Raw genomic sequence first — 19918 nt, 5'->3', positions numbered from 1 at the left:
CCATTCCCTCACGCAAAATGATCGGCTTCTGACAGTCGTTTGCCTGCTGCGTCCTTCGCCGCCAGCAACGGTTCGAAATCTATTGGCCACTCGATTCCTATTTCCGGATCGTTCCAGACGATGCTGCGCTCGTGCGCCGGATACCAGTAGTCCGTCGTCTTGTAGAGAAACTGCGCCGACTCCGACAACACGACAAACCCATGCGCAAAGCCCGGTGGCACCCACAGTTGCCGATGGTTCGCCTCCGACAAATGAACGCCCACCCACTTGCCAAAATTCGGCGAGCTTTTGCGGATATCGACAGCCACATCGAATACTTCGCCTTCCACCACGCGCACGAGTTTTCCCTGCGCGTGGTCGATCTGATAATGCAGGCCGCGCAATACGCCCCTGGCCGAGCGCGAATGGTTGTCCTGCACGAACTGAACGTCCACCCCTACCTGGTCCGAGAACTCTCGGCCGTTAAAGCTTTCGTAGAAGTAGCCCCGGGCATCGCCGAACACTTTCGGTTCGACCATCTTGACTTCGGGCAGCGCGGTAGCGGTTACTTGAATGGCCATGCGACTTGATCGTTTGGTAGGTTGAGAAGGTACTGTCCGTACGCGTTCTTCGCGAGCGGCCGGGCGAGCTTGAGTAACTGCTCGTCATCAATCCACGCTCGACGATAGGCGATTTCCTCGGGGCACGCGACCACCAGGCCCTGCCGTTTTTGCAGCGTCGCGATGAACGTGGCCGCTTCGATGAGCGAGTCGTGCGTCCCGGTATCGAGCCATGCAAAACCACGTCCCATGATCTCGACAGTCAGTTTTTTCTGCTCAAGATAGCGGGAATTCACGTCTGTGATTTCGAGCTCGCCGCGCGGTGACGGCTTGATATCGGCGGCAATGTCGCAGACCTGGTTGTCGTAGAAATAAAGTCCGGTAACCGCGTAGTTCGAACGCGGCTTCACGGGCTTTTCTTCAATAGATACCGCACGAAACTGCTTGTCGAACTCCACCACGCCATAACGCTCAGGATCCTGGACGTGATAGGCAAATACGGTCGCACAATCGCTACGAGCATCCGCGCGCTCGAGTTGCTTCACGAGATCGTGGCCATAAAAGATGTTGTCGCCGAGGATCAGCGCCGACGGATCGTTGCCGATGAATTCCTTGCCGATAATGAACGCCTGCGCCAGCCCGTCGGGCGACGGCTGCACTTCGTAGCGAATATTCATGCCCCATTGACTGCCGTCGCCGAGCATCGCCTCGAATCGCGGCGTGTCTTGCGGAGTAGAGATGATCAACACGTCACGAATACCCGCGATCATCAGCGTAGAAAGCGGGTAGTAGATCATCGGCTTGTCGTACACAGGCAAGAGCTGCTTTGAGACGACATGCGTAATCGGATAAAGCCGTGTTCCCGAACCGCCGGCGAGAATGATGCCCTTGCGTGCCATGGTCAATTCCTGTCAGTTATGCGCACGCTGCGCGTAGTTGGTTTCGACCCACTTCAGGTATTCACCGGAGGCCACATTGTCGGACCATTCCTGGTTGTCGAGATACCACCGGACAGTCTTTTCCAGGCCGGTTTCGAATGTCTCCGCCGGCTTCCATCCAAGCTCGCGCTCAAGCTTGCGAGCGTCGATGGCATAACGCCGGTCATGCCCCGGCCGGTCTGTCACATACGTGATCTGATCACGATAAGAGCCGTTCGATTTCGGCTTGAAGCGGTCGAGCAAGTCGCAAAGTGTGTGCACGACTTCAAGGTTCTTCTTCTCGTTCCAGCCGCCGACGTTGTAGGTCTCTCCCGGCTTTCCGCGTGCGAGCACTTCGCGAATCGCGCTGCAGTGGTCGCCAACATATAGCCAGTCGCGCACGTTCTGGCCGTCGCCATATACCGGCAGCGGCTTGCCCGCCATCGCATTGGCGATCATCAGCGGAATGAGTTTTTCCGGGAATTGATATGGCCCGTAGTTATTCGAGCAGTTGGTCGTGAGGACCGGCAGACCATACGTGTGGTGATAGGCGCGGACCAGATGATCCGAGCCGGCCTTCGTGGCGGAATAAGGGCTGTTGGGCGCGTAAGGCGTGGTCTCGGAGAACTGAGGATCGGTAGCGGAGAGCGATCCGAACACCTCATCCGTCGAAACATGCAGAAAGCGGAAGGAGGTCTTTTCCGCTTCGGGCAAAGTTGTCCAATAAGCGCGAGTCGCTTCCAGCAACGTGAACGTACCCACCACATTGGTCTGCACGAAATCCGCCGGCCCATGAATAGACCGATCGACGTGGCTCTCGGCCGCAAAGTGCAAGATGGCGCGCGGCCGGTGCTCCGCGAGCAGCGCGTCCATTGCGGCGCGGTCGCAAATATTCGCGCGGGCGAATATATGCCGGGGATTTCCCTGCTGCGATTTGAGCGTACCGAGATTGCCTGCGTACGTCAGCGCGTCGACGTTCAGTACCGCTTCGTCTGAACCGTGCAGCCAATCAAGCACGAAGTTAGAGCCGATAAAGCCGGCGCCGCCAGTCACTAGAATCATGTAATTTCTGCGCGAAAAAAGTTAATTAACAGATTTGGTTGCCGCGAACCATCGAAGCGCGAGTCGAAGAGACACCTGCACAATCGGAGATTCACCAGCTACTGTGTGTTGTCACGAAGATATCACAGGTGACGTTACGACTATCCGCCCGGCAGCCCGGGAGTCTTGCGTCATCAGGCAGCAATCCTGCTGAGCGGACTGGAGCGCCTCGCGAACGCTCGTCAGTCATTTCGCGCACCAATTCAAACGACACCCACTTGTCCTTGAAACCGCAACGGCGCAATACCTGCCTACCTCAAAGAAATTTGGCAGTTAAACTAGTCGTTTGTGACGTCATCGCGCCCGCACGACTGGCGGCCATCGGCGGACACACCCGCGTCCTCCGACACTCATTCACCGATTTGTAGCCAATTGCCTCACTTATGCTGCTTTCCCCTGCGCAATACTCCCCACCCCTCGCATTCGGTGATATCCAGGGTTGCCGCGAAGCTTTCCAGCGTCTATTGACGAAAGCGGCACCGAGCGACGCCACCCCGCTCTGGTTCGCCGGCGACGTCATCAATCGCGGCCCTGAATCGCTCGGCACGCTGCGCGACCTGATCGCGCTCGGCGACCGTGCCGTCGCCGTTCTCGGTAATCATGACCTGCATCTGCTGTCCGTATCGGCGGGTATCCGGAAGTCGAAAAAAGGCGACACCATCGACGACATCCTGGCAGCCCCTGACGCCGCTGATCTCCTCGACTGGGTCCGGCACCGCCCGATCGCGCATTTCGCTCACGGCATGCTGATGGTTCATGCGGGCGTCCTGCCGCAATGGGACGTGGCAACGACGCTAGAACTCGCCGATGAATTCCAGCGCGCGCTCCGGGCGCCGAACTGGAAAGAAACGCTCGCGAGCCTCTACGGCAACGAGCCGACCCGCTGGAAACCCAAGCTCAAGGGCAGCGACCGGCTGCGCGTGGTGTGCAATGCGTTGACGCGCCTGCGCTTCTGCTCCGCCGAAGGCGACATGGACTTCTCGTCCAGCGGCGCCGTGGATTCTGCGCCTCCGGGTTTCATGCCCTGGTTCGACGTGCCGTCGCGTGGGACATCAGACATCACGGTCGTGTTCGGCCACTGGGCAGCGTTGGGTCTTATCGTCCGCGATAACGTCATCGGCCTCGATTCAGGCTGTGTCTGGGGAGAAGAGTTGACAGCGGTGCGCCTGGCAAGCGATCCGGCCGAACGGACAGTGACGCAAGTGGAATGCTCAAATTGCCGCGCGGTTGTTGATTGAGTAGCGGTCACAGCGCGAGCATCTTGTTCCAGCCTGATTGGATAAGTGTTTGCGTACTGGTTCTTATAACGTTTCGCATGCTAAACAGGCAGTAGGAAAACACGCATTTTTCGAAACTAACGTCAGAGACATTGGAATTTTTCGCTGCGAATATACTCGGTATTGAGACAGGATGGGCGCAGCGCTATATGTAAGATGATTACCACTCAACGGGTGAGATTCTGGACCGAGCGGACCGCAATAATTTGCGAATGCATGAAAGACCGGGAAGCTGCCGGACCGGTTTTCGCACATTCTTCGGTCTGGTCGCAGGCTTGATTATTCGTTGATACGTACCGTGTCGTTTCTTTTAAGTCATCGGGCAGAGGGAATCGCAATCGAGAATGGTGCTGCATCGGTCCGGCAAACGGTTTAACTATCAGGCACAGATATTTCAACAGCCAAGTCCCATAAGCGAGAGGATGAGAATGCTATGACAGGTATATCCGCCGTTGTAAAAGCCGTGTTGGGCCGCACCGCGGCCGATGTTTCACCCCCAGCGACTGGTGAGAGTGTGCTCGAGCCTCCCCCGACACTCGCTTCGCAGCGAGCGCCTGACAGGCATTTATTGCAGGATTACTCGGCTCTCGTGCCCGCTGGCGTGTTTTATACCGATTTCTTCAAGTTCGTTGACGATCAACTGCGCCCCAAGGCTTACTTTGAAATTGGGACGCATCTGGGCCGATCCGTGAGGGCTTTCAGTTGTCCTGCTGTATGTGTGGATCCGCACTTCATGCTCGATGAGGATGTGATCGGCGCCCGGACGCAGACGCATTTCTATCAGATGACATCGGATGCTTACTTCGATCAACACGATTTGCGGGCCATTTTCAAAGCAGGTCCGGATATCTGCTTCCTTGATGGAATGCATCGGAGCGAATATCTCCTTCGAGACTTTCTCAATACTGAGCGCGTTTGTCATCGCCGGACAGTCATCTTTATGCATGACTGCTTGCCGGCGAACACACGGATGGCATTACGCACACACGAGCCTGGCGATGAATCAGAAGGCTATTGGGCGGGCGCGTGGACCGGTGATGTTTGGAAGATCGTACCGCTGCTGCGAGCTCATCGGCCAGATCTGAAGATTTTCCTTTTGGATTGTGCGCCTACCGGGGTGGTTGTGGTATCCAACCTCAATCCGGCGTCGACCACCTTGACTGAAGCGTATAGCGGCCTTGTAGACAAGTTGCGCGAGATGGATCTGGAGAAGCACACCATCCGTAAGCTCTGGGACGAAGTGCCGGTTATTTCGTCTCATTCATTGATGCAACACCCGGAAGACCTCACTCTTTTCTTCGACTTCAAATAGCACAGTTAGCGTCCACCGAAACTGGGGAAGGCGTTTTACCTAACGCTGCCATGGTCGAGGAAACAGGTCACGCTTTCATGCGGAAGGTAGCCTCCGCACCCCGAATCTAAGCACCGGGGTGGGTCGCTATCGCAGAACGCTTGTCACGCCGCGCAAAAAATTATTGCTGAGAGCACATGACATTTGAATAACATCGCGCTCTAAAAATTTTAGAGCGCTCAACGGCCGGCAGGCAGTAGCTATCTTTCTGGTCTTCAGTGTCCATTTTGGCGGTGAGTTGTGGGCGCCGCTTTCTGGTTGGTTGGGCGTCCACGTATTCTTTGTTGTATCTGGTTATCCGATTACAACCCTCCTTTTGCGAGAGCGCGATGCGACTAACACAATTTCGCTGTGCGTATTCTATATCCGCCGCGCTTTCAGAATATTGCCAATTTACTTACTCGTTTATGTTTTCGTAATGGTCCAGAGTTACATGGCGCATGACGATTCATGGGCGAATATGAAAGCCGCTTCGCCCTGCTATCTGATGTTTCTCAACGAGTTCGCACCGTTCGCGCAGTTGAAAATGACGTCGACACTCGGCATCGAGTGGAAGTTTTATTTCGTCTGGCCGACGGTGATTGCGGCGGTCGGAGTAGCGGCTTTTTCGCGAATTGCTTTGGTTCTTTTGAGCATCACGGCGCTCGGATTTAGCCGGTGGACCGGATTTCATATTGATTTGCGGAACCCGTTCCACTACATAGTGATGTTAATAGGAGCTGCCGTGGCGGTAGTTTTTTCACTATCGTAAAACCTACGTGCGCGTGCTCCTGTCGAACGCTTCGGGCCTTATCCTGTTTGCGGTCCTACGCGTAGTTCATTGGAAATCAGTTGAGTTGAATCACCGGATTGGAGAAGCGCAACTGGTCGTGTTATACGGCTTCATAGTCGCGCTATTGATGCCTAACCTGGTCTCGGGCACGCTGTGGGCCGAGATTCCAGGCTCGCGTCAATTCGCTCTCGTCGGTCACCGCTCCTACTCGATGTACCGGATCGAACTGATTGGCGCACAAGCCACCATGGGCATATTCCCGCAGATCCACTTCGGGCCGCTTCATGCCAATCTGTTGCTTTATGTCGCTCATGGCCGCAGATTGTCTGCATCGTTTCATCGAGAAGCCGATGACAAGAATCGGCCATATTTTAGCCAACTCGAAGCAGCAGCTGCGGCCTTTGTCTGCTTAGAACGCGGGCATTGACTACAAGACAACCGCAGCAGCCCGAGCGGTGGCTGCCGTTATCTTGTCGTAGTTGTTCGGCGTCCCTATGTCCCTGTCGACTGTGCCTGGGGCGGATTTTTTCATGTAGAAGGTCATATCAGGGCATAAAATACTGCCTGAGGGCGTCGCAAGCTGCATCGGTGAACATGTTTCTTTGGTTTGTTACAAGGAGCGAAAATGCGCTGCAGCGTTTGTGGCGAAGCAGAGTTCAAAAGCCGTGACATATTGTGGGACCGCCTGATCAACGAGTGGCAACTCACCCAGGCAGAGACGGTCTACGTTAATCGTCAACAAGGTGAGACGTGCGTCACTTGCGGCGCGAATCTTCGATCTGTTGCTCTGGCTGACGCAATTCGCGCGGCGCGGGGAACCGGCGAACTACTTGGAAACTTCGCGCTATCACCCGAAGGTCGAGATGTATCGATCCTTGAAATCAATGAAGCTGGATCGCTAAGCCCTAGGCTGCGCCTATTCCCAAAGTACCTTTTCGGCGCATATCCGGAAGTGGACATGCACGCGATTCCCTACCCTGATGCAACGTTCGATCTGGTAATCCATTCCGACACACTTGAGCATGTGGAGAATCCGGTCCACGCACTACAGGAATGCCGTCGAGTGCTCAAGCCAGGAGGAGCGCTTTGCTTCACCGTGCCGATCATTGTCGGGCGCATGACGCGCAATCGCGCCGGCCTTCCACCGAGCTATCACGGCAATCCGGAGACATCCACGGATGACCTGACTGTGAAGCATGAATTCGGTGCCGACGCATGGACGTACGTGATGGAAGCAGGTTTCACCAGTCTTGCTATGCACTCGGTCGAATACCCGTGCGCAATCGCCTTTCGCGCGACGAAATAGGTCCCGATAGCCGAGCGACGGAATAAACGAAGATCTCGACGACAGTCGATTCCGCCCGATTCAAGTGGGATTGCAATTGTCTACCCTTCACTGCCGCGGCGTCACCGCTTCGAACCCGGCAACCACGCCCGCCTCATCGCTAACAACCGCCGCCGGCGCCCCCAACCCCTGCTGCATCCGCCGCAACGCCCCCTCCACCGCCGCCTGCGCTTCTTTCGCCAGCACGCGCCTGTCGGCGCCCGGCGCGATCGCATCGCAGACGTACAGATGTGCCGTCAGCGGCGTATCGCGAAGCATGGCGTTCAACGTGAACGCGAGCGTCAGGTCATCGATATAAGCCGGTGCTTCCGACTGCCGTCCGTTCGCGCCTTCGTACATCAGGCAGATCGGCTGCACCGGACAGGACGCCGACACAGCCGCCTGAAACAGGTTGGAGTGAAACGGCAGCAAGTCAGTACCAACTGACGTCGTCCCTTCCGGAAACACGCACATGAGTTCGCCGCGCACGAGCCGGTCCGAGAGCTCATGCATGATGCGTTTGGCGTCGCTGCGTTTTTCGCGTTGCAGGAAGATCGTGTCGAGTTGCTGCGCCAGCCAGCCGACCAGCGGCCATTGGCGCACTTCAGCCTTCGAGACGAACGGCGTCGGCCGCCATGCGTTGATCACGTAGATATCGATCCAGGACACATGGTTGCCGACCACCAGCGCGCCGCTGTCGAGCCGCGCCTGATCGTTGTGCACCACAAGCTTCATCCCGCATCGATGCAACATTTCAATCGACCAGCGCCGGTTCAGCTCCATGCGCACCTGCGGCGTCGCGTTGGGAAAACGCGTGGCGACAGTCCACATCCCGTGCAGCAGATGCCCAAAAATCCGTGCTTTGCGGAAAGCAAACATGATCAGGACCGGTTAGCGCGCTTCATACGCAATATGCCCGGAGACAAGCGTCATGAGGACGCGCGCCGGCAGCTCATAACCGAGGAACGGTGAGTTGTGCCCCTGGCTCTTCAGCTTCGCGGGTTCAACGAGCCATTCGGCGGCGGGGTCGAAGAGACAGAGATCGGCTGACTCGCCGACCGCTATACGCCCCGCGTTCAGCTTGAGCACGCCGGCCGGCGCAGTCGTGATGCGCGTGAGCGCCTTCGCCAGCGGCACCCTCGCGTCACGCGCCCATTTCACCGTCAGCGACAGCAGCAGTTCCAGCCCGGTCGCGCCCGGCGTGGCTTCGGCGAAAGGCAGCAGCTTTTCGTCGTCGTCGAGCGGGGTGTGATCGGAACAGATTGCGTCGATGGTGCCATCCGCCAGCCCCGCGCGAATCGCATCCCGGTCACGCTGCGAGCGCAACGGCGGATCCAGGCGGAATTGCGAATTGAAATAACCGATGTCCATATCGGTCAGATGCACGTGGTTGATGGTCACGTCGCAGGTCACGGGCAAGCCCTCGGCCTTCGCCTGGCGCACGAGCGCAACGCCCGCCGCCGACGACAAATGCGACAAGTGCACGCGCACCCCCGACACCCGGACCAACTCGAAAATAGTATGCAACGCGATGGTTTCCGCCGACACCGGCACGCCCGACAACCCCAGCCGCGACGCCACCGCACCACTCGCCGCCACACCACCGCTCGCCATATAAGAGTCCTGCGGACGCAGCCACACGGCATACCCGTACGTGGTCGCGTATTGCAGCGCGCGCAACAGCGTGCGGGTATTCACAATTGGTGTATCCGCCTGCGAGAAGCCGATACAACCCGACTCGGTCAACTCGACCATCTCGGTGATCACCTGGCCCTTGAGCCCCACGGTCAACGCGCCGAGCGGATACACATGCGCCTGATGCAGCTTCTGCGCGCGAAACCTGAGCATTTCGACAAGACCCGGTTCATCGAGAACGGGATCGGTATCGGGCGGACAGACAAGACTGGTCACGCCGCCTGCAGCCGCGGCCGCCATTTCTGACGCGAGCGTGGCCTTGTGTTCGAAACCCGGCTCGCGCAGCCGCGCGCACAAGTCGACGAAACCCGGCGCAAGAACCAACCCTTTTGCATCGACCACCCGCGCGGCGTCGAAATCGGCGGGGGCCTCGCCAATGGCCACGATCTTCCCCGCTGCGATAAACACATCGGCCTGGGTTTCGGCGCCCGCAGCCGGGTCAATGAGCGTGCCGCCCTGAATATGGATCTTCATGGTTTAGTCGTTATTTCCGGCAACGATGCCCATTACCGCCATCCGCACGGCAATTCCGAATGTGACCTGGTTAAGGATCACCGATTGCGGGCCGTCGGCCACTTGCGAATCGATTTCCACACCGCGATTCATCGGTCCGGGATGCATCACGATAGCGTCGGGCGCAGCCAGCGCCAGACGCTCCGGCGTGAGTCCCCAGGACTTGAAATACTCTTGCGCCGAGGGCAGCAACGCGCCGCTCATGCGTTCGTTCTGCAAGCGCAGCATGATGATCACATCGACACCCTTCAAGCCTTCGTCGAGGTTGTGATACACGTGCACGCCCATCTCGTTGAGATTGCCGGGCAGCAAGGTGCGCGGACCAATCGCGCGCACTTCCGGCACGCCGAGCGTGGTCAGCGCGTGAATGTCCGAACGGGCGACGCGCGAATGCAGGATGTCGCCCACAATAGCCACGCGCAGATTCGTGAAATCGCGCTTGTAGTGACGGATGGTGTACATGTCGAGCAAACCCTGCGTGGGGTGTGCATGACGCCCATCGCCGGCATTGATCACGTGCACATGCGGCGCGCAATGCTCGGCGATCAGGTACGGCGCGCCGCTCGACGCATGACGCACGACGAACATGTCCGCGTGCATGGCCGAGAGGTTGTTGATGGTGTCGAGCAGCGATTCACCCTTGCTCGTGGACGACGCATTGATATTCAGGTTCAGCACGTCCGCCGAGAGCCGCTTCGCGGCGATCTCGAACGTGGTCCGGGTGCGCGTGGAGTTCTCGAAGAACAGGTTGAAGACTGACTTGCCGCGCAGCAACGGCACTTTCTTGATCTCGCGATCCGTCACGCTGACGAACTGTTCGGCGGTATCGAGAATATGCGTGACGATCGCGCGGGGAAGTCCTTCTATGGTGAGCAGATGCTTGAGTTCGCCGTTCTTCGTGAGCTGCGGATTGCCTTTGAGAAAACCGTAGCGCGAAGACGCCGGTTTTCTGTCCGGCACGCTGCTTTCGGCAGAACCCTGGGTGGCCGTGTTCATGTCGATCCTGGTGGTGCGTTGTTTGGTGCGTTGTTTTTTGTCGGGGAAAAGCGGAGAGGCGGTTCGCTGCTATTCGATGCGATTCATGCAGGCGCGAGTTTTTAATCCGTGCGCGCTTCAGTCGTGAACGCCAACGTGCCGTCGTCGCGCCGCGTGAGCACGAGATTGGCATGCGCGGGTACGTCGACCACACCGCCGGTGAAACGCGCCGCCATGGGCAACTCGCGGCCGCCGCGATCGGCGAGCACGGCTAGTTCCACGGAGGCCGGACGGCCGAAATCATAAAGCTCGTTGACGGCTGCGCGCACGGTCCGGCCCGTTGAGAGCACGTCGTCGATCAGCAGAATTTTTCGATTGTCGACTTCGAACGGCAGCGAGGTGGGGCTGGCCTGGCTGTGCAGGCCCTTTTTTGCGTAATCGTCGCGATGCAACGACACGTTCACCACGCCGAATTCGGCCGCGTTCAGGTCCTTGGCCAGCCGTTCGGCCAGCCACACGCCGCCGCTGTAAATACCGGCGAGCACCGGAGCACCCGCTCGCGTCAGCGACTCGCCATAAGCGGCGCGGATCTGACCAAGCAGCTCGCGATACAGCGCCTCGGCGTCAATGGAACTCATGATCGTCGTCAAGTCCGTCTAGATACTGTTGGAGGATGACACGTGCGGCTTCGGCGTCGATATCGTCGTAACGGCCTTTTGCATTCATCTTCACGCCGTTGCGCTTCATCTCGGCCTTCGCTTCCACCGATGAATACCGTTCGTCCACCCAGCTCACCGGCACGCTGAAACGGCCGTTCAACTGATTGCCGAAACGCGTGGCCAGTTGAGTCATTTCATGCGGCGTGCCGTCGGGGTGCATGGGCAGGCCGACAATCACCGTCATGGGTTTCCATTCGGCAATTAACTGACCGACTACTTCGAAACGATATTCGCGGCTGCGGTTTTCAAGCACCGTCAGCGCCCGCGCGTGCCGGGTCAACGTATTGCCGACCGCGACACCAATGCGTTTCTCGCCGTAATCGAAGGCAAGCAGCGTGGCTTCGGTGCGGGCGTCACCCGTCATGCGTGGCCCGCTTCGCCCGAGAGCATGGAAAGCGACACGCCGAGCAGCGACAACGCCGCTTGCAGCTTGTCCTCGGCGGGTACGTCGAAGACGATGCGCGGATCCGCTTCCACGGTCAGCCAGCCGTTCTTGGCGATTTCTTCTTCCAGTTGCCCGGCACCCCAGCCGGCATGGCCGAGCGTGAGCAGGAACCGTGCGGGCCCCTTGCCGCTCGCAACAGCTTCGAGCACGTCTTTCGACGTGGTCATGGCGAGGCCGCCGGGAACGCTCATGGACGACGTGTAGACGTCGCCGTCCGCCGGATCGTGCAGCACGAAGCCACGTTCCGTCTGCACCGGGCCGCCGAAATAGACAGGCAAATGCACGAGCGGCTCGATCTCGAGTTTCAGGTCGATACGATTGAAAAGCGATTGGAGGTCGATGTCGGTCGGCCGGTTGATCACCAGGCCAAGCGCACCGCGCTCGCTGTGATCGCAAAGGTAGACTACCGTTCCCGAGAACGTGGGATCGGCCATGCTGGGCATGGCGATCAGGAACTGGTTCGTCAAATTGATGCGATCGGAAGTCTTGGACATAATTCGAATTTTAGCAAAGGCACTGCTTGATGGCCGACTTTGATCTGGGGCTAGTCTGGTTTCGACGAGACCTGCGCGTAGCAGACCATGCTGCACTCTATCACGCAGTAACACGCTGTCGCCGGGTGCTGTGCGCCTTCGTTTTCGACAGCGAAATTCTCTCGCCTCTTCCTCAAAACGATCGCCGTGTCCCGTTTATTCATGCCAGCCTGATTGAACTCGATAAAACCCTGCGCGACGCGGGCGGCGGCCTGATGGTGCGGCACGGCACGCCGTCGCACGAGATCCCGGCGCTGGCCCGCGAATGCGGCGTTGACGCGGTATTCACGAATCGCGACTACGAGCCGTCTGCGAAGGCACGGGACGAGGATATCGGGAAAAAACTGGCCAGTGCGGACGTGGCGTTTTTCACATTCAAGGACCAGGTCATTTTTCATCAGGACGACGTGCTGACGGGCGCGGGCAAGCCGTACACCGTGTTCACGCCCTATAAGCGCAACTGGCTCGCCTCGCTGACGCCGGATGCGTTGAAGCCGTATGCATCGGAAGAAAATCTTGGCGGTCTGGCACGCCCGCCGGCCGGCGTGAAGCACGCCATTGCGTCGCTGGAATCGCTTGGATTCAGTGCCGCGCACGCACCCGCGTTGCCGGCCGGATCGAGCGGCGCGTATCAGCTCTTCGATGACTTCCGCGACCGCATGGCCGATTACGACCGCGCGCGCGACTTTCCTTCCGTCAAGGGTCCGAGCTATCTCAGCGTGCATCTGCGGCACGGCACGATCTCCATTCGCGCACTCGCCCGCACTGCTCACGACGCTCAGCGCCACGGCAACCGGGGTGCCGAAACGTGGCTGTCCGAATTGATCTGGCGCGACTTCTATTTTTCGGTGCTGCACCATTTCCCGTATGTCGGCATGCCGGGCGACCACAAGGCGTTCAGGCCGGAGTACGACGGTATACAGTGGGAAACGGGGGATGTCGCGGATGCTAATTTCGCCGCCTGGTGCGAAGGCCGGACGGGTTACCCGCTAGTCGATGCTGCAATGCGCCAGATCAATCAGTCGGGTTACATGCATAACCGCTTGCGGATGGTCGTGGCGAGTTTTCTCACCAAGGATCTGGGACTTGACTGGCGGCGCGGGGAGCGATATTTCGAGGCAATGCTGAACGACTTCGAGCTGTCATCGAATAATGGCGGGTGGCAATGGGCGTCCTCGAGCGGTTGCGACGCACAGCCGTATTTCCGCATTTTCAATCCGGTCACGCAGTCGGAAAAATTCGATACCGGGGGCAAGTTCATCCGTCACTACGTGCCGGAACTCGCGGCGCTGCCGGATAAAGACATCCATGCGCCGTGGAAAGCAAAACCGGATGCGTTGAAGGCGGCGAAGATTTCGCTGGGCGCTGACTATCCGATGCCGGTCGTCGATCACGATACCGCGCGCAAAGTCACGCTCGCGCGGTATGCCGCGGTCAAGTAGCGCAGTTAAGCCGGCGCTTACGTTTATGCACGAATTCTGCCGCTAAGCGCGAGCGAAAAAACCTATCGCGCGACCGTAATGCCTCGTTCGATCATCGCGGTCAGCGCCGCCACCGACGCCCCGCCCTCCGAAGGCGCAATCCCCGCCGCAGCCTGATGCAACATTGCACCCAGCGCCTGAGCGGCTTTCTCGGGAATCGCGGCATCGAGCGGTGAACCGTCGGGCGTTATCTGCGCCTCGTACGCAATCCGCCGCCACGCGAGCCCAAGCGTGTCGGCCAGCAACGCGACATGACCCAGCCCTATCGCACACGCCGCCGCACCCAGCCGATACGCCGCGTCGGCTGCCTTGAGCGCAGCCGGCACGTGAATGCGCCCAGCCTCCCGCGCCGACATCCCGTGCTCGATCAACGCGCCGATCGCCGGCTCGGCGCTCGTCAGAAAGTCTTCGTACGCAACCGCGTTCACGCGCAATACGCCCAGATCACGCGTGGAAGCATCACGCGCCTGCTCTGCATTGCGCTCCCACGCTTCCTCGGACGCCTGCGTCGCCGCAACGTGCCAGTCCACGGTCAGACCGTAATCGCGCAACACATCGACCTGATCCGAATCCTCTGCAGACGCGCCGTATAACGCGTAATCACGCCACAGCAGCGCCAGCGCGGCGCGTACCAGGGACTTCGGCGCGTGCGACAAACCGTGCGCCTGATCGGCCAGAACCAGATTGAAGCGAGCGTACAGACGACGCGCGTCGGCAACGTTGTCGTCACCGGGCTGCAAACGCAATGCGCCGACAACCGCGCCCGCCAGACGCCAGAAATCATAGGGATCGGGACCGGCGAGATCGGCGAGACAGGCGTCGAGGATGGAAACGATTTCCGCCTGCCCCTTCAACTCGCCCGCCTTCGAGCGCAGCAGCATCAGCAGTGCACGTTCGTAGTGCGCCCGCACGCGGGCAAGGCGCTCGGAGGAAATGGAACGCAGCGTAGCCGGCGGGATAGCGCGGCCGGCGAGCGCGAGGTCATCGAAGGAAACGGGCACGGCCCGGGTATGCGCGGCCATCAGCGCATGCAGCCCGCGATAATGCTCGAAGAGGAGCGTGGAACAGGCCAGCTCACGCAGATTGCGGCGTTCCACGGCCGCGCTGAAATCACGCAGTGCCTCGGCGAACTGGTTGCGATTTTTGTCGCTGAGCCCGGCAAGCGGCGACACGAACACCAGGGTCTCGCCGAACCGCTGCGCCGGCAGCCAGCCGGCCGACTGCAACGCACCAATCCCGCGGCGCAGGACACCGAGCGTGTCGCCTTCGCGCATGAATGCGTGCAGGGCGTCGGTCAGCGCCATCTCCGCAATCCGCACGGCGCCCCCGCGCGGATTGGGCAGTGCCTGGAACGTGTTGCTCAAGCCGGATTGTGTTGTCATGGAACGCTCACGAGCCGATGCGCGGCACAACGCCCAAGCATCGGATGGATCTTGATCGAACCCGGGCGCAATTTCGCCGATGCATGCCGCCGCATCCCCTCTGGCGATAAAACCCGGACACACGCCGGAAGAGTCGAGTCGGGTCGAGCCAACTCGCTGACCAAGCGTTCCTGCTCACTGGTCTAACCGTGGTCCAAGTGAGCATCATGCGCGCCACGAACCACTAAACACTGAGCCGCGCGAACCACACGACTTATTTATTTGCCCATGTGTAAACAAGGCGCGCCGCATGAAGGTATCCCATCCATGCGGCGCGGTTATGCCTTCACGACGTCCGAGCCTTTGCTCAGATCTGGACCATTTCGAAGTCTTCCTTGCGTGCGCCGCATTCGGGACACGTCCAGTTGATTGGAACGTCTTCCCAGCGAGTGCCCGGCGCAATTCCTTCCTCGGGCAGTCCCGCTTCTTCGTCATAAATCCAGCCGCAAATCAGGCACATCCAGCTTCTGTATTCCATACTTATGTCGCGTCGGGCAATCGGTTAAATGAGTGCATGATGGTACCGGTTTGGCGACGCGATGCCTAGCAATGCAGCAGCGCTGGCCGATCGGCCGGGTTTCGGACGACTTTCGAGCATTGCCGGTTCCCTCGGCGGCACAGCTCGCTCTGGCACTGCACGGCCCGCGACGCCCTCCCAGCAAGTATCGGTCCTTCGTGGCGCCGGATTTGCAGGATCGATCAACCCGCTTTGGTGCGAAAAAAAGGCCATCTCATGTGTCTGCGCGACTTTAGGCCGCATAATCGTGCAGTTTGAGCCGACTCCTGGTCCGGCCGCTTGAATAGCCGATAGATTGAACCCACGAATATTCCGATGCCCAGCGACACCCCTCCTATTGTTCTAACTTTCGGCCTGTCCGACCCCACAGGCGGCTCCGGCCTGCAGGCAGACCTGCTGACGCTTGCCAGCATGGGCTGCCACGGGCTGACTGTCCTGACCGGTTACACCGTGCGCGACTCGGCGACCTGCGACGAAGTCACCGGGCTCGACCCCGACACCGTTGGCACTCAGGCCCGCATGTTGCTGGAAGACATGCCGGTAGCGGCCTTCAAGATCGGCGCGGCGACGCGTGCGGAAGTGGTCAGCGCCATTGCGGAAGTGGTCGCCGATTACGACGACGTGCCGCTGATCCTCGCACCCGACTTCACGCTCGACGACGAACACGTGCTGGCGGCGGACGAATTGCGCGAATCGATGGCGGATTTGCTGGTGCCGCAAACCACCATGCTCGTCGCCGATCACGCCACGCTCCTGCAGCTAGCGCAGCCCGACGGCGACGCCGAAGCGCCCACGCTCGACGCCGCGATCTCGCATTTGCTGTCGCAAGGCTGCGAGTACATCCTGGCGACGGAAACGGGCACGCACCGGCATGTGAACACGCTTTACGGCGAGGAAGGCCAGATCCGGCAGGACACATGGGACCGTACCGAGCACCGCATGATGGGCATTACCGACACACTCGGGTCCGCCATTGCCGCGTTGCTCGCCAACGGGCAGGAACCTGCGGAAGCCGCGCGCGAAGCACAGGAATATGTGTTCCAGGCGACCCGCGCCGCCTTCAGGCCCGGCATGGGCGCTTATTTGCCGGATCGATTTTTCTGGGCGCGCTCGAACGATGACGACGAGGCACCGCCCGTGGTGGTCGATGCACCATCCGTTACGCCGGGCGAAGCCCACCACTGATACTTTCCTGGAGCGAGACTGACACATGCCGCTGCGCAAAACATCGCTCCACCCACTCAAGCACAGCCCCGGCCCCATACGGGTCGGCTGCGCTGGCTGGGGTATCACGGACGCGGTCGCGGAACACTTCCCCGGCGAAGGTACTCACCTCGCCCGCTATTCGCAGGTGCTGACCTGCGTCGAAATCAACTCCAGCTTTTACCGGCCGCATCGGGCGGAAACGTATGCCCGCTGGCGCGATAGCGTGCCCAGCACGTTTCGCTTTTCCGTGAAGATCCCGAAGGCCATTACGCACGACGCACGCCTCGTCAATTGCGAGCCGCTGCTCGACGCCTTCCTGGAATCCGCGACTGAACTGGGCAGTACGCTCGGCTGCTGGCTTGTGCAACTGCCGCCCAGCCTGGTATTCGATCCGGACGCGGCCCAGTCGTTTTTTGCATCGATGCGTGAACGCACGGACATTCCGATCGCGCTGGAAGCACGGCACGGGAGCTGGTTCGCGAAAGACGCGGCCACGTTGCTCAAATCGAAAAAGATCGCTTACGTCGATGCCGATCCACAACCCGATGATTGTTTCATCGCGCATCGAGCGGATACGTCGCTGGTGTATTTCCGGCTGCACGGCTCGCCGGAGATGTACCAGTCGTCGTACGAATATCCCTACCTCGATGCCCTCGCGCTCACGCTGCATGACCGGGCAAAAAAAGCGCACGAAGCATGGTGCATCTTCGACAACACCGCCGCCGGCCACGCCCAGTTCAACGCGCTGCGCGTGAAAAGCCGCAGGGCATTGAACGCGCGTCCGAAACGCGCTGCCGTCAGGGAGAACGCCGATGCTTGAGTGCAGAAAATGGCTGGGTGCGCGGCTGATTGCAGGTGCGCTGGTGGCCGTCAGTTCCGCTGCGGCATTCGCCCAGACGGCTCCGGCCGCAACTCCCGCCCCCGCTCCTGCTGAAAGCACGAATTCGAACGCTACGCCCGTCGGCGACGGGACGTTTCTGCTGACCATTTTCCTGAAGCATGATCAGTCGAAGACACTGCCGAAGATCAACGAACAACTGAAGGAGCAAGGCTTCTTCAAGGCGTTTCCGCCACCGGGCGTTCAGGTGGTTTCGTGGTACGTGATGATGGGTATCGGCCAGGTGGTGACGCTGCGTGTTCCCGCCGATAAATTGCGCGACGTGAATCGCGCGATCGAAAATACTGCGTGGGGAGGCTACCGGACCGAGTTCTATCCGACCTATGACTACAAGGCGGTCGCCGAACAAATGCGAGCACAGAACAACAAGTAGCCGGGCGTTTCTCACGCCCACAAAATCAAGCGCACAAAAAAACCCGCATCGTTGCCGATGCGGGTTTTTTCTTTGGCAAGCGCCAGGCTTCCGAAGAAGCCCATGCCACCCTGTAATTCAGGCCAGGCCCGAAATTACATGTCCATGCCCATACCGCCCATGCCGCCGGGCATACCGCCGCCCATCGGAGCATCGTCCTTCGGCAGTTCCGACACAGCGCAGTCGGTCGTCAGCAGCAGACCTGCCACCGATGCCGCGTTTTGCAGTGCCGTACGCGTCACCTTGGTCGGGTCCACAACACCGGCTTCCACCAGGTCGCCGTACTCGCCCGTTTGCGCGTTGTAGCCGAAGTTGCCCGTACCGGCTGCAACTGCTGCCACCACGACGCTGGCTTCTTCGCCACCGTTCGTGACGATCTGGCGAAGCGGCTCTTCCATCGCGCGCAGCACGATCTTGATGCCTGCGTCCTGATCGGCGTTGGCGCCCTTCAGGTCCTTCAGTGCCAGACGAGCGCGGATCAGCGCAACGCCGCCGCCAGCAACAATGCCTTCTTCCACAGCTGCACGCGTTGCGTGCAGTGCGTCTTCAACACGCGCCTTCTTTTCCTTCATTTCCATTTCGGTCGCAGCACCAACCTTGATCACTGCCACGCCGCCGGCCAGCTTGGCGACACGTTCCTGCAGCTTTTCACGGTCGTAGTCCGACGTTGCTTCGTCGATTTGCGTGCGAACTTGCTTCACGCGCGCTTCGATGTTCGAAGCTTCGCCAGCGCCGTCGATGATCGTGGTGTTTTCCTTCGCCACTTCGATGCGCTTCGCCGAACCCAGCTCAGCCAGCGTAGCCTTTTCCAGCGTCAGGCCGGTTTCTTCAGCGATAACTTGACCACCGGTCAGGATCGCGATGTCTTCCAGCATGGCCTTACGACGATCGCCAAAGCCCGGAGCCTTAACAGCAACTGTCTTCAGGATGCCGCGGATGTTGTTCACAACCAGCGTTGCCAGTGCTTCGCCTTCCACATCTTCAGCGATGATCAGCAGCGGACGGCCAGCCTTTGCAACTTGTTCCAGGATCGGGAGCAGGTCGCGAATGTTCGATACCTTCTTGTCGTGCAGCAGCACGAACGGGTTTTCGAGGATTGCGGTTTGCTTTTCCGGCGTGTTGATGAAGTACGGCGACAGGTAGCCGCGGTCGAATTGCATACCTTCAACCACGTCCAGCTCGTCTTCCAGCGACTTGCCGTCTTCAACCGTGATCACGCCTTCCTTGCCGACCTTGTCCATTGCTTCAGCAATACGGTCACCAATCGACGAATCGCTGTTAGCCGAAATCGCGCCAACTTGAGCGATTTCCTTGTTCGTCGTGCAGGGCTTGCTGATCTTGCGCAGTTCTTCGATAGCAGCGGTCACTGCCTTGTCGATGCCGCGCTTCAGGTCCATCGGGTTCATGCCCGATGCAACGTACTTCATGCCTTCGCGGACGATCGACTGAGCCAGAACCGTAGCCGTCGTCGTGCCGTCGCCTGCGTTGTCGCTGGTGCGGGAAGCAACTTCCTTCACCATTTGCGCGCCCATGTTCTGGAGCTTGTCTTTCAGTTCGATTTCTTTGGCGACCGAAACACCGTCCTTCGTGACCGTCGGGCCGCCGAAGCTGCGTTCCAGAACCACGTTACGACCCTTCGGGCCCAGCGTGACCTTGACCGCGTTGGCCAGGATGTTCACGCCTTCGACCATCTTTGCACGGGCGATATCGCCAAATACGACTTCTTTAGCTGCCATATTCAAACTCCTTGATTCGTTTCAGTTTTCTGGCTTGGTCCGAGGCCGGTCGAGATTCGCTTGAGCGGTTCAATCGTCCGGCCGGG

General features: G+C 59.4%; 21 protein-coding genes. 9 read left to right on the top strand and 12 right to left on the bottom strand.

The genetic code is table 11. The annotated features are described in order from the left end of the window. Nucleotides 1–8: 8 nt before the first annotated feature. From rfbC to rfbB, 3 genes are read right to left on the bottom strand one after another with little or no spacing between them, the layout of a single operon-like run. The gene (gene rfbC / locus AWB69_RS02715) at nucleotides 9–560 is read right to left on the bottom strand and encodes a dTDP-4-dehydrorhamnose 3,5-epimerase (RefSeq protein ID WP_062081831.1); all 552 of its coding nucleotides are present in this window, start codon (nucleotides 558–560) and stop codon (nucleotides 9–11) included. Beyond that, nucleotides 545–1438 (bottom strand): glucose-1-phosphate thymidylyltransferase RfbA, encoded by an 894-nt coding sequence (gene rfbA, locus AWB69_RS02710; RefSeq protein ID WP_062081829.1) that lies wholly within the window; start codon nucleotides 1436–1438, stop codon nucleotides 545–547. The genes rfbC and rfbA overlap by 16 nt, the downstream gene beginning before the upstream one ends. Before the next feature lie 12 nt (nucleotides 1439–1450). Continuing rightward, entirely contained in the window at nucleotides 1451–2518 is a 1068-nt protein-coding gene (gene rfbB / locus AWB69_RS02705; RefSeq protein WP_062081827.1) for a dTDP-glucose 4,6-dehydratase, read from the bottom strand. A gap of 422 nt (nucleotides 2519–2940) precedes the next feature. Between rfbB and AWB69_RS02700 the strand changes: the two genes are divergently transcribed. The 5 genes from AWB69_RS02700 to AWB69_RS02680 all read left to right on the top strand — a co-directional run bounded on the left by AWB69_RS02700 (nucleotide 2941) and on the right by AWB69_RS02680 (nucleotide 7263). Continuing rightward, nucleotides 2941–3795, top strand: coding sequence for a symmetrical bis(5'-nucleosyl)-tetraphosphatase (locus tag AWB69_RS02700; protein ID WP_062081825.1), 855 nt, complete (start codon nucleotides 2941–2943; stop codon nucleotides 3793–3795). 472 nt (nucleotides 3796–4267) lie between these two features. Beyond that, nucleotides 4268–5146 (top strand): class I SAM-dependent methyltransferase, encoded by an 879-nt coding sequence (locus AWB69_RS02695; RefSeq protein ID WP_156528709.1) that lies wholly within the window; start codon nucleotides 4268–4270, stop codon nucleotides 5144–5146. A 472-nt stretch (nucleotides 5147–5618) separates the two neighbouring features. Next, nucleotides 5619–5936 (top strand): hypothetical protein, encoded by a 318-nt coding sequence (locus AWB69_RS02690; RefSeq protein WP_063977737.1) that lies wholly within the window; start codon nucleotides 5619–5621, stop codon nucleotides 5934–5936. An 85-nt stretch (nucleotides 5937–6021) separates the two neighbouring features. Continuing rightward, entirely contained in the window at nucleotides 6022–6384 is a 363-nt protein-coding gene (locus tag AWB69_RS02685) for a hypothetical protein (protein WP_063977736.1), read from the top strand. Nucleotides 6385–6582: 198 nt separating this feature from the next. Next, nucleotides 6583–7263: a class I SAM-dependent methyltransferase gene (locus tag AWB69_RS02680; protein ID WP_062081822.1), complete on the top strand. Its 681-nt coding sequence runs from the start codon at nucleotides 6583–6585 to the stop codon at nucleotides 7261–7263. A gap of 87 nt (nucleotides 7264–7350) precedes the next feature. Here the strand turns inward: AWB69_RS02680 and AWB69_RS02675 are convergent, their stop codons facing one another. The 6 genes from AWB69_RS02675 to AWB69_RS02650 form a co-directional block, all read right to left on the bottom strand. Next, nucleotides 7351–8163 carry a lysophospholipid acyltransferase family protein gene (locus tag AWB69_RS02675; RefSeq protein ID WP_156528708.1) on the bottom strand — a complete coding sequence of 271 codons (813 nt, stop codon included), beginning with the start codon at nucleotides 8161–8163 and terminating at the stop codon, nucleotides 7351–7353. Nucleotides 8164–8172: 9 nt separating this feature from the next. Next, nucleotides 8173–9450, bottom strand: a complete 1278-nt coding sequence (locus tag AWB69_RS02670; protein WP_062081818.1) for a dihydroorotase — start codon at nucleotides 9448–9450, stop codon at nucleotides 8173–8175. A gap of 3 nt (nucleotides 9451–9453) precedes the next feature. Further along, on the bottom strand, nucleotides 9454–10485 hold the full coding sequence (locus tag AWB69_RS02665; RefSeq protein ID WP_062081816.1) for an aspartate carbamoyltransferase catalytic subunit: 1032 nt from the start codon (nucleotides 10483–10485) through the stop codon (nucleotides 9454–9456). Between the two features lie 101 nt (nucleotides 10486–10586). Beyond that, the gene (pyrR, locus tag AWB69_RS02660) at nucleotides 10587–11102 is read right to left on the bottom strand and encodes a bifunctional pyr operon transcriptional regulator/uracil phosphoribosyltransferase PyrR (RefSeq protein WP_062081814.1); all 516 of its coding nucleotides are present in this window, start codon (nucleotides 11100–11102) and stop codon (nucleotides 10587–10589) included. Then, on the bottom strand, nucleotides 11089–11547 hold the full coding sequence (gene ruvX / locus AWB69_RS02655; protein ID WP_062081812.1) for a Holliday junction resolvase RuvX: 459 nt from the start codon (nucleotides 11545–11547) through the stop codon (nucleotides 11089–11091). Before ruvX ends, pyrR begins: the two co-directional genes overlap by 14 nt. Further along, nucleotides 11544–12122, bottom strand: coding sequence for a YqgE/AlgH family protein (locus AWB69_RS02650; protein WP_047845053.1), 579 nt, complete (start codon nucleotides 12120–12122; stop codon nucleotides 11544–11546). Before AWB69_RS02650 ends, ruvX begins: the two co-directional genes overlap by 4 nt. A 29-nt stretch (nucleotides 12123–12151) precedes the next feature. Here AWB69_RS02650 and AWB69_RS02645 point away from each other — a divergent pair, with 29 nt between their 5' ends. Beyond that, the gene (locus tag AWB69_RS02645) at nucleotides 12152–13603 is read left to right on the top strand and encodes a cryptochrome/photolyase family protein (RefSeq protein WP_062081810.1); all 1452 of its coding nucleotides are present in this window, start codon (nucleotides 12152–12154) and stop codon (nucleotides 13601–13603) included. Nucleotides 13604–13665: 62 nt separating this feature from the next. On the opposite strand, the gene AWB69_RS02640 is transcribed toward AWB69_RS02645, so the two are convergent. Both AWB69_RS02640 and AWB69_RS02635 read right to left on the bottom strand, forming a co-directional pair. After that, a complete protein-coding gene (locus AWB69_RS02640; RefSeq protein WP_062081808.1) occupies nucleotides 13666–15024 on the bottom strand; it encodes a hypothetical protein in 1359 nt (452 codons plus the stop codon). 346 nt (nucleotides 15025–15370) lie between these two features. Further along, on the bottom strand, nucleotides 15371–15541 hold the full coding sequence (locus tag AWB69_RS02635; protein ID WP_025527884.1) for a rubredoxin: 171 nt from the start codon (nucleotides 15539–15541) through the stop codon (nucleotides 15371–15373). Nucleotides 15542–15895: 354 nt separating this feature from the next. Here AWB69_RS02635 and thiD point away from each other — a divergent pair, with 354 nt between their 5' ends. The 3 genes from thiD to AWB69_RS02620 are packed head-to-tail and all read left to right on the top strand — an operon-like array spanning nucleotide 15896 to nucleotide 18057. Continuing rightward, on the top strand, nucleotides 15896–16765 hold the full coding sequence (gene thiD, locus AWB69_RS02630; protein ID WP_062081806.1) for a bifunctional hydroxymethylpyrimidine kinase/phosphomethylpyrimidine kinase: 870 nt from the start codon (nucleotides 15896–15898) through the stop codon (nucleotides 16763–16765). A gap of 25 nt (nucleotides 16766–16790) precedes the next feature. Next, on the top strand, nucleotides 16791–17606 hold the full coding sequence (locus AWB69_RS02625; RefSeq protein WP_062081804.1) for a DUF72 domain-containing protein: 816 nt from the start codon (nucleotides 16791–16793) through the stop codon (nucleotides 17604–17606). Then, entirely contained in the window at nucleotides 17599–18057 is a 459-nt protein-coding gene (locus AWB69_RS02620; RefSeq protein ID WP_062081801.1) for a hypothetical protein, read from the top strand. Before AWB69_RS02625 ends, AWB69_RS02620 begins: the two co-directional genes overlap by 8 nt. A 134-nt stretch (nucleotides 18058–18191) precedes the next feature. Here AWB69_RS02620 and groL read toward each other — a convergent pair whose 3' ends face one another. After that, entirely contained in the window at nucleotides 18192–19832 is a 1641-nt protein-coding gene (gene groL / locus AWB69_RS02615) for a chaperonin GroEL (protein ID WP_062081799.1), read from the bottom strand. Between the last annotated feature and the right edge of the window lie 86 nt (nucleotides 19833–19918).

It is taken from the genome of Caballeronia udeis (genome assembly GCF_001544555.2).
Taxonomy (GTDB): domain Bacteria; phylum Pseudomonadota; class Gammaproteobacteria; order Burkholderiales; family Burkholderiaceae; genus Caballeronia; species Caballeronia udeis.
Note: the sequence above shows the minus strand (reverse complement) of the source record. Positions and strands in the feature narration are given on the sequence as shown.

Coding starts and splice junctions, on each gene's coding strand:
- pyrR (WP_062081814.1), bottom strand. CDS start 11,102: ATGAGTTCCATTGACGCCGAGGCGCTGTATCGCGAGCTGCTTGGTCAG.
- AWB69_RS02635 (WP_025527884.1), bottom strand. CDS start 15,541: ATGGAATACAGAAGCTGGATGTGCCTGATTTGCGGCTGGATTTATGAC.
- AWB69_RS02650 (WP_047845053.1), bottom strand. CDS start 12,122: ATGTCCAAGACTTCCGATCGCATCAATTTGACGAACCAGTTCCTGATC.
- AWB69_RS02695 (WP_156528709.1), top strand. CDS start 4,268: ATGACAGGTATATCCGCCGTTGTAAAAGCCGTGTTGGGCCGCACCGCG.
- thiD (WP_062081806.1), top strand. CDS start 15,896: ATGCCCAGCGACACCCCTCCTATTGTTCTAACTTTCGGCCTGTCCGAC.
- rfbA (WP_062081829.1), bottom strand. CDS start 1,438: ATGGCACGCAAGGGCATCATTCTCGCCGGCGGTTCGGGAACACGGCTT.
- AWB69_RS02640 (WP_062081808.1), bottom strand. CDS start 15,024: ATGACAACACAATCCGGCTTGAGCAACACGTTCCAGGCACTGCCCAAT.
- AWB69_RS02620 (WP_062081801.1), top strand. CDS start 17,599: ATGCTTGAGTGCAGAAAATGGCTGGGTGCGCGGCTGATTGCAGGTGCG.
- AWB69_RS02665 (WP_062081816.1), bottom strand. CDS start 10,485: ATGAACACGGCCACCCAGGGTTCTGCCGAAAGCAGCGTGCCGGACAGA.
- AWB69_RS02700 (WP_062081825.1), top strand. CDS start 2,941: ATGCTGCTTTCCCCTGCGCAATACTCCCCACCCCTCGCATTCGGTGAT.
- ruvX (WP_062081812.1), bottom strand. CDS start 11,547: ATGACGGGTGACGCCCGCACCGAAGCCACGCTGCTTGCCTTCGATTAC.
- AWB69_RS02645 (WP_062081810.1), top strand. CDS start 12,152: ATGGCCGACTTTGATCTGGGGCTAGTCTGGTTTCGACGAGACCTGCGC.
- AWB69_RS02690 (WP_063977737.1), top strand. CDS start 5,619: ATGGCGCATGACGATTCATGGGCGAATATGAAAGCCGCTTCGCCCTGC.
- rfbB (WP_062081827.1), bottom strand. CDS start 2,518: ATGATTCTAGTGACTGGCGGCGCCGGCTTTATCGGCTCTAACTTCGTG.
- groL (WP_062081799.1), bottom strand. CDS start 19,832: ATGGCAGCTAAAGAAGTCGTATTTGGCGATATCGCCCGTGCAAAGATG.
- AWB69_RS02680 (WP_062081822.1), top strand. CDS start 6,583: ATGCGCTGCAGCGTTTGTGGCGAAGCAGAGTTCAAAAGCCGTGACATA.
- AWB69_RS02625 (WP_062081804.1), top strand. CDS start 16,791: ATGCCGCTGCGCAAAACATCGCTCCACCCACTCAAGCACAGCCCCGGC.
- rfbC (WP_062081831.1), bottom strand. CDS start 560: ATGGCCATTCAAGTAACCGCTACCGCGCTGCCCGAAGTCAAGATGGTC.
- AWB69_RS02670 (WP_062081818.1), bottom strand. CDS start 9,450: ATGAAGATCCATATTCAGGGCGGCACGCTCATTGACCCGGCTGCGGGC.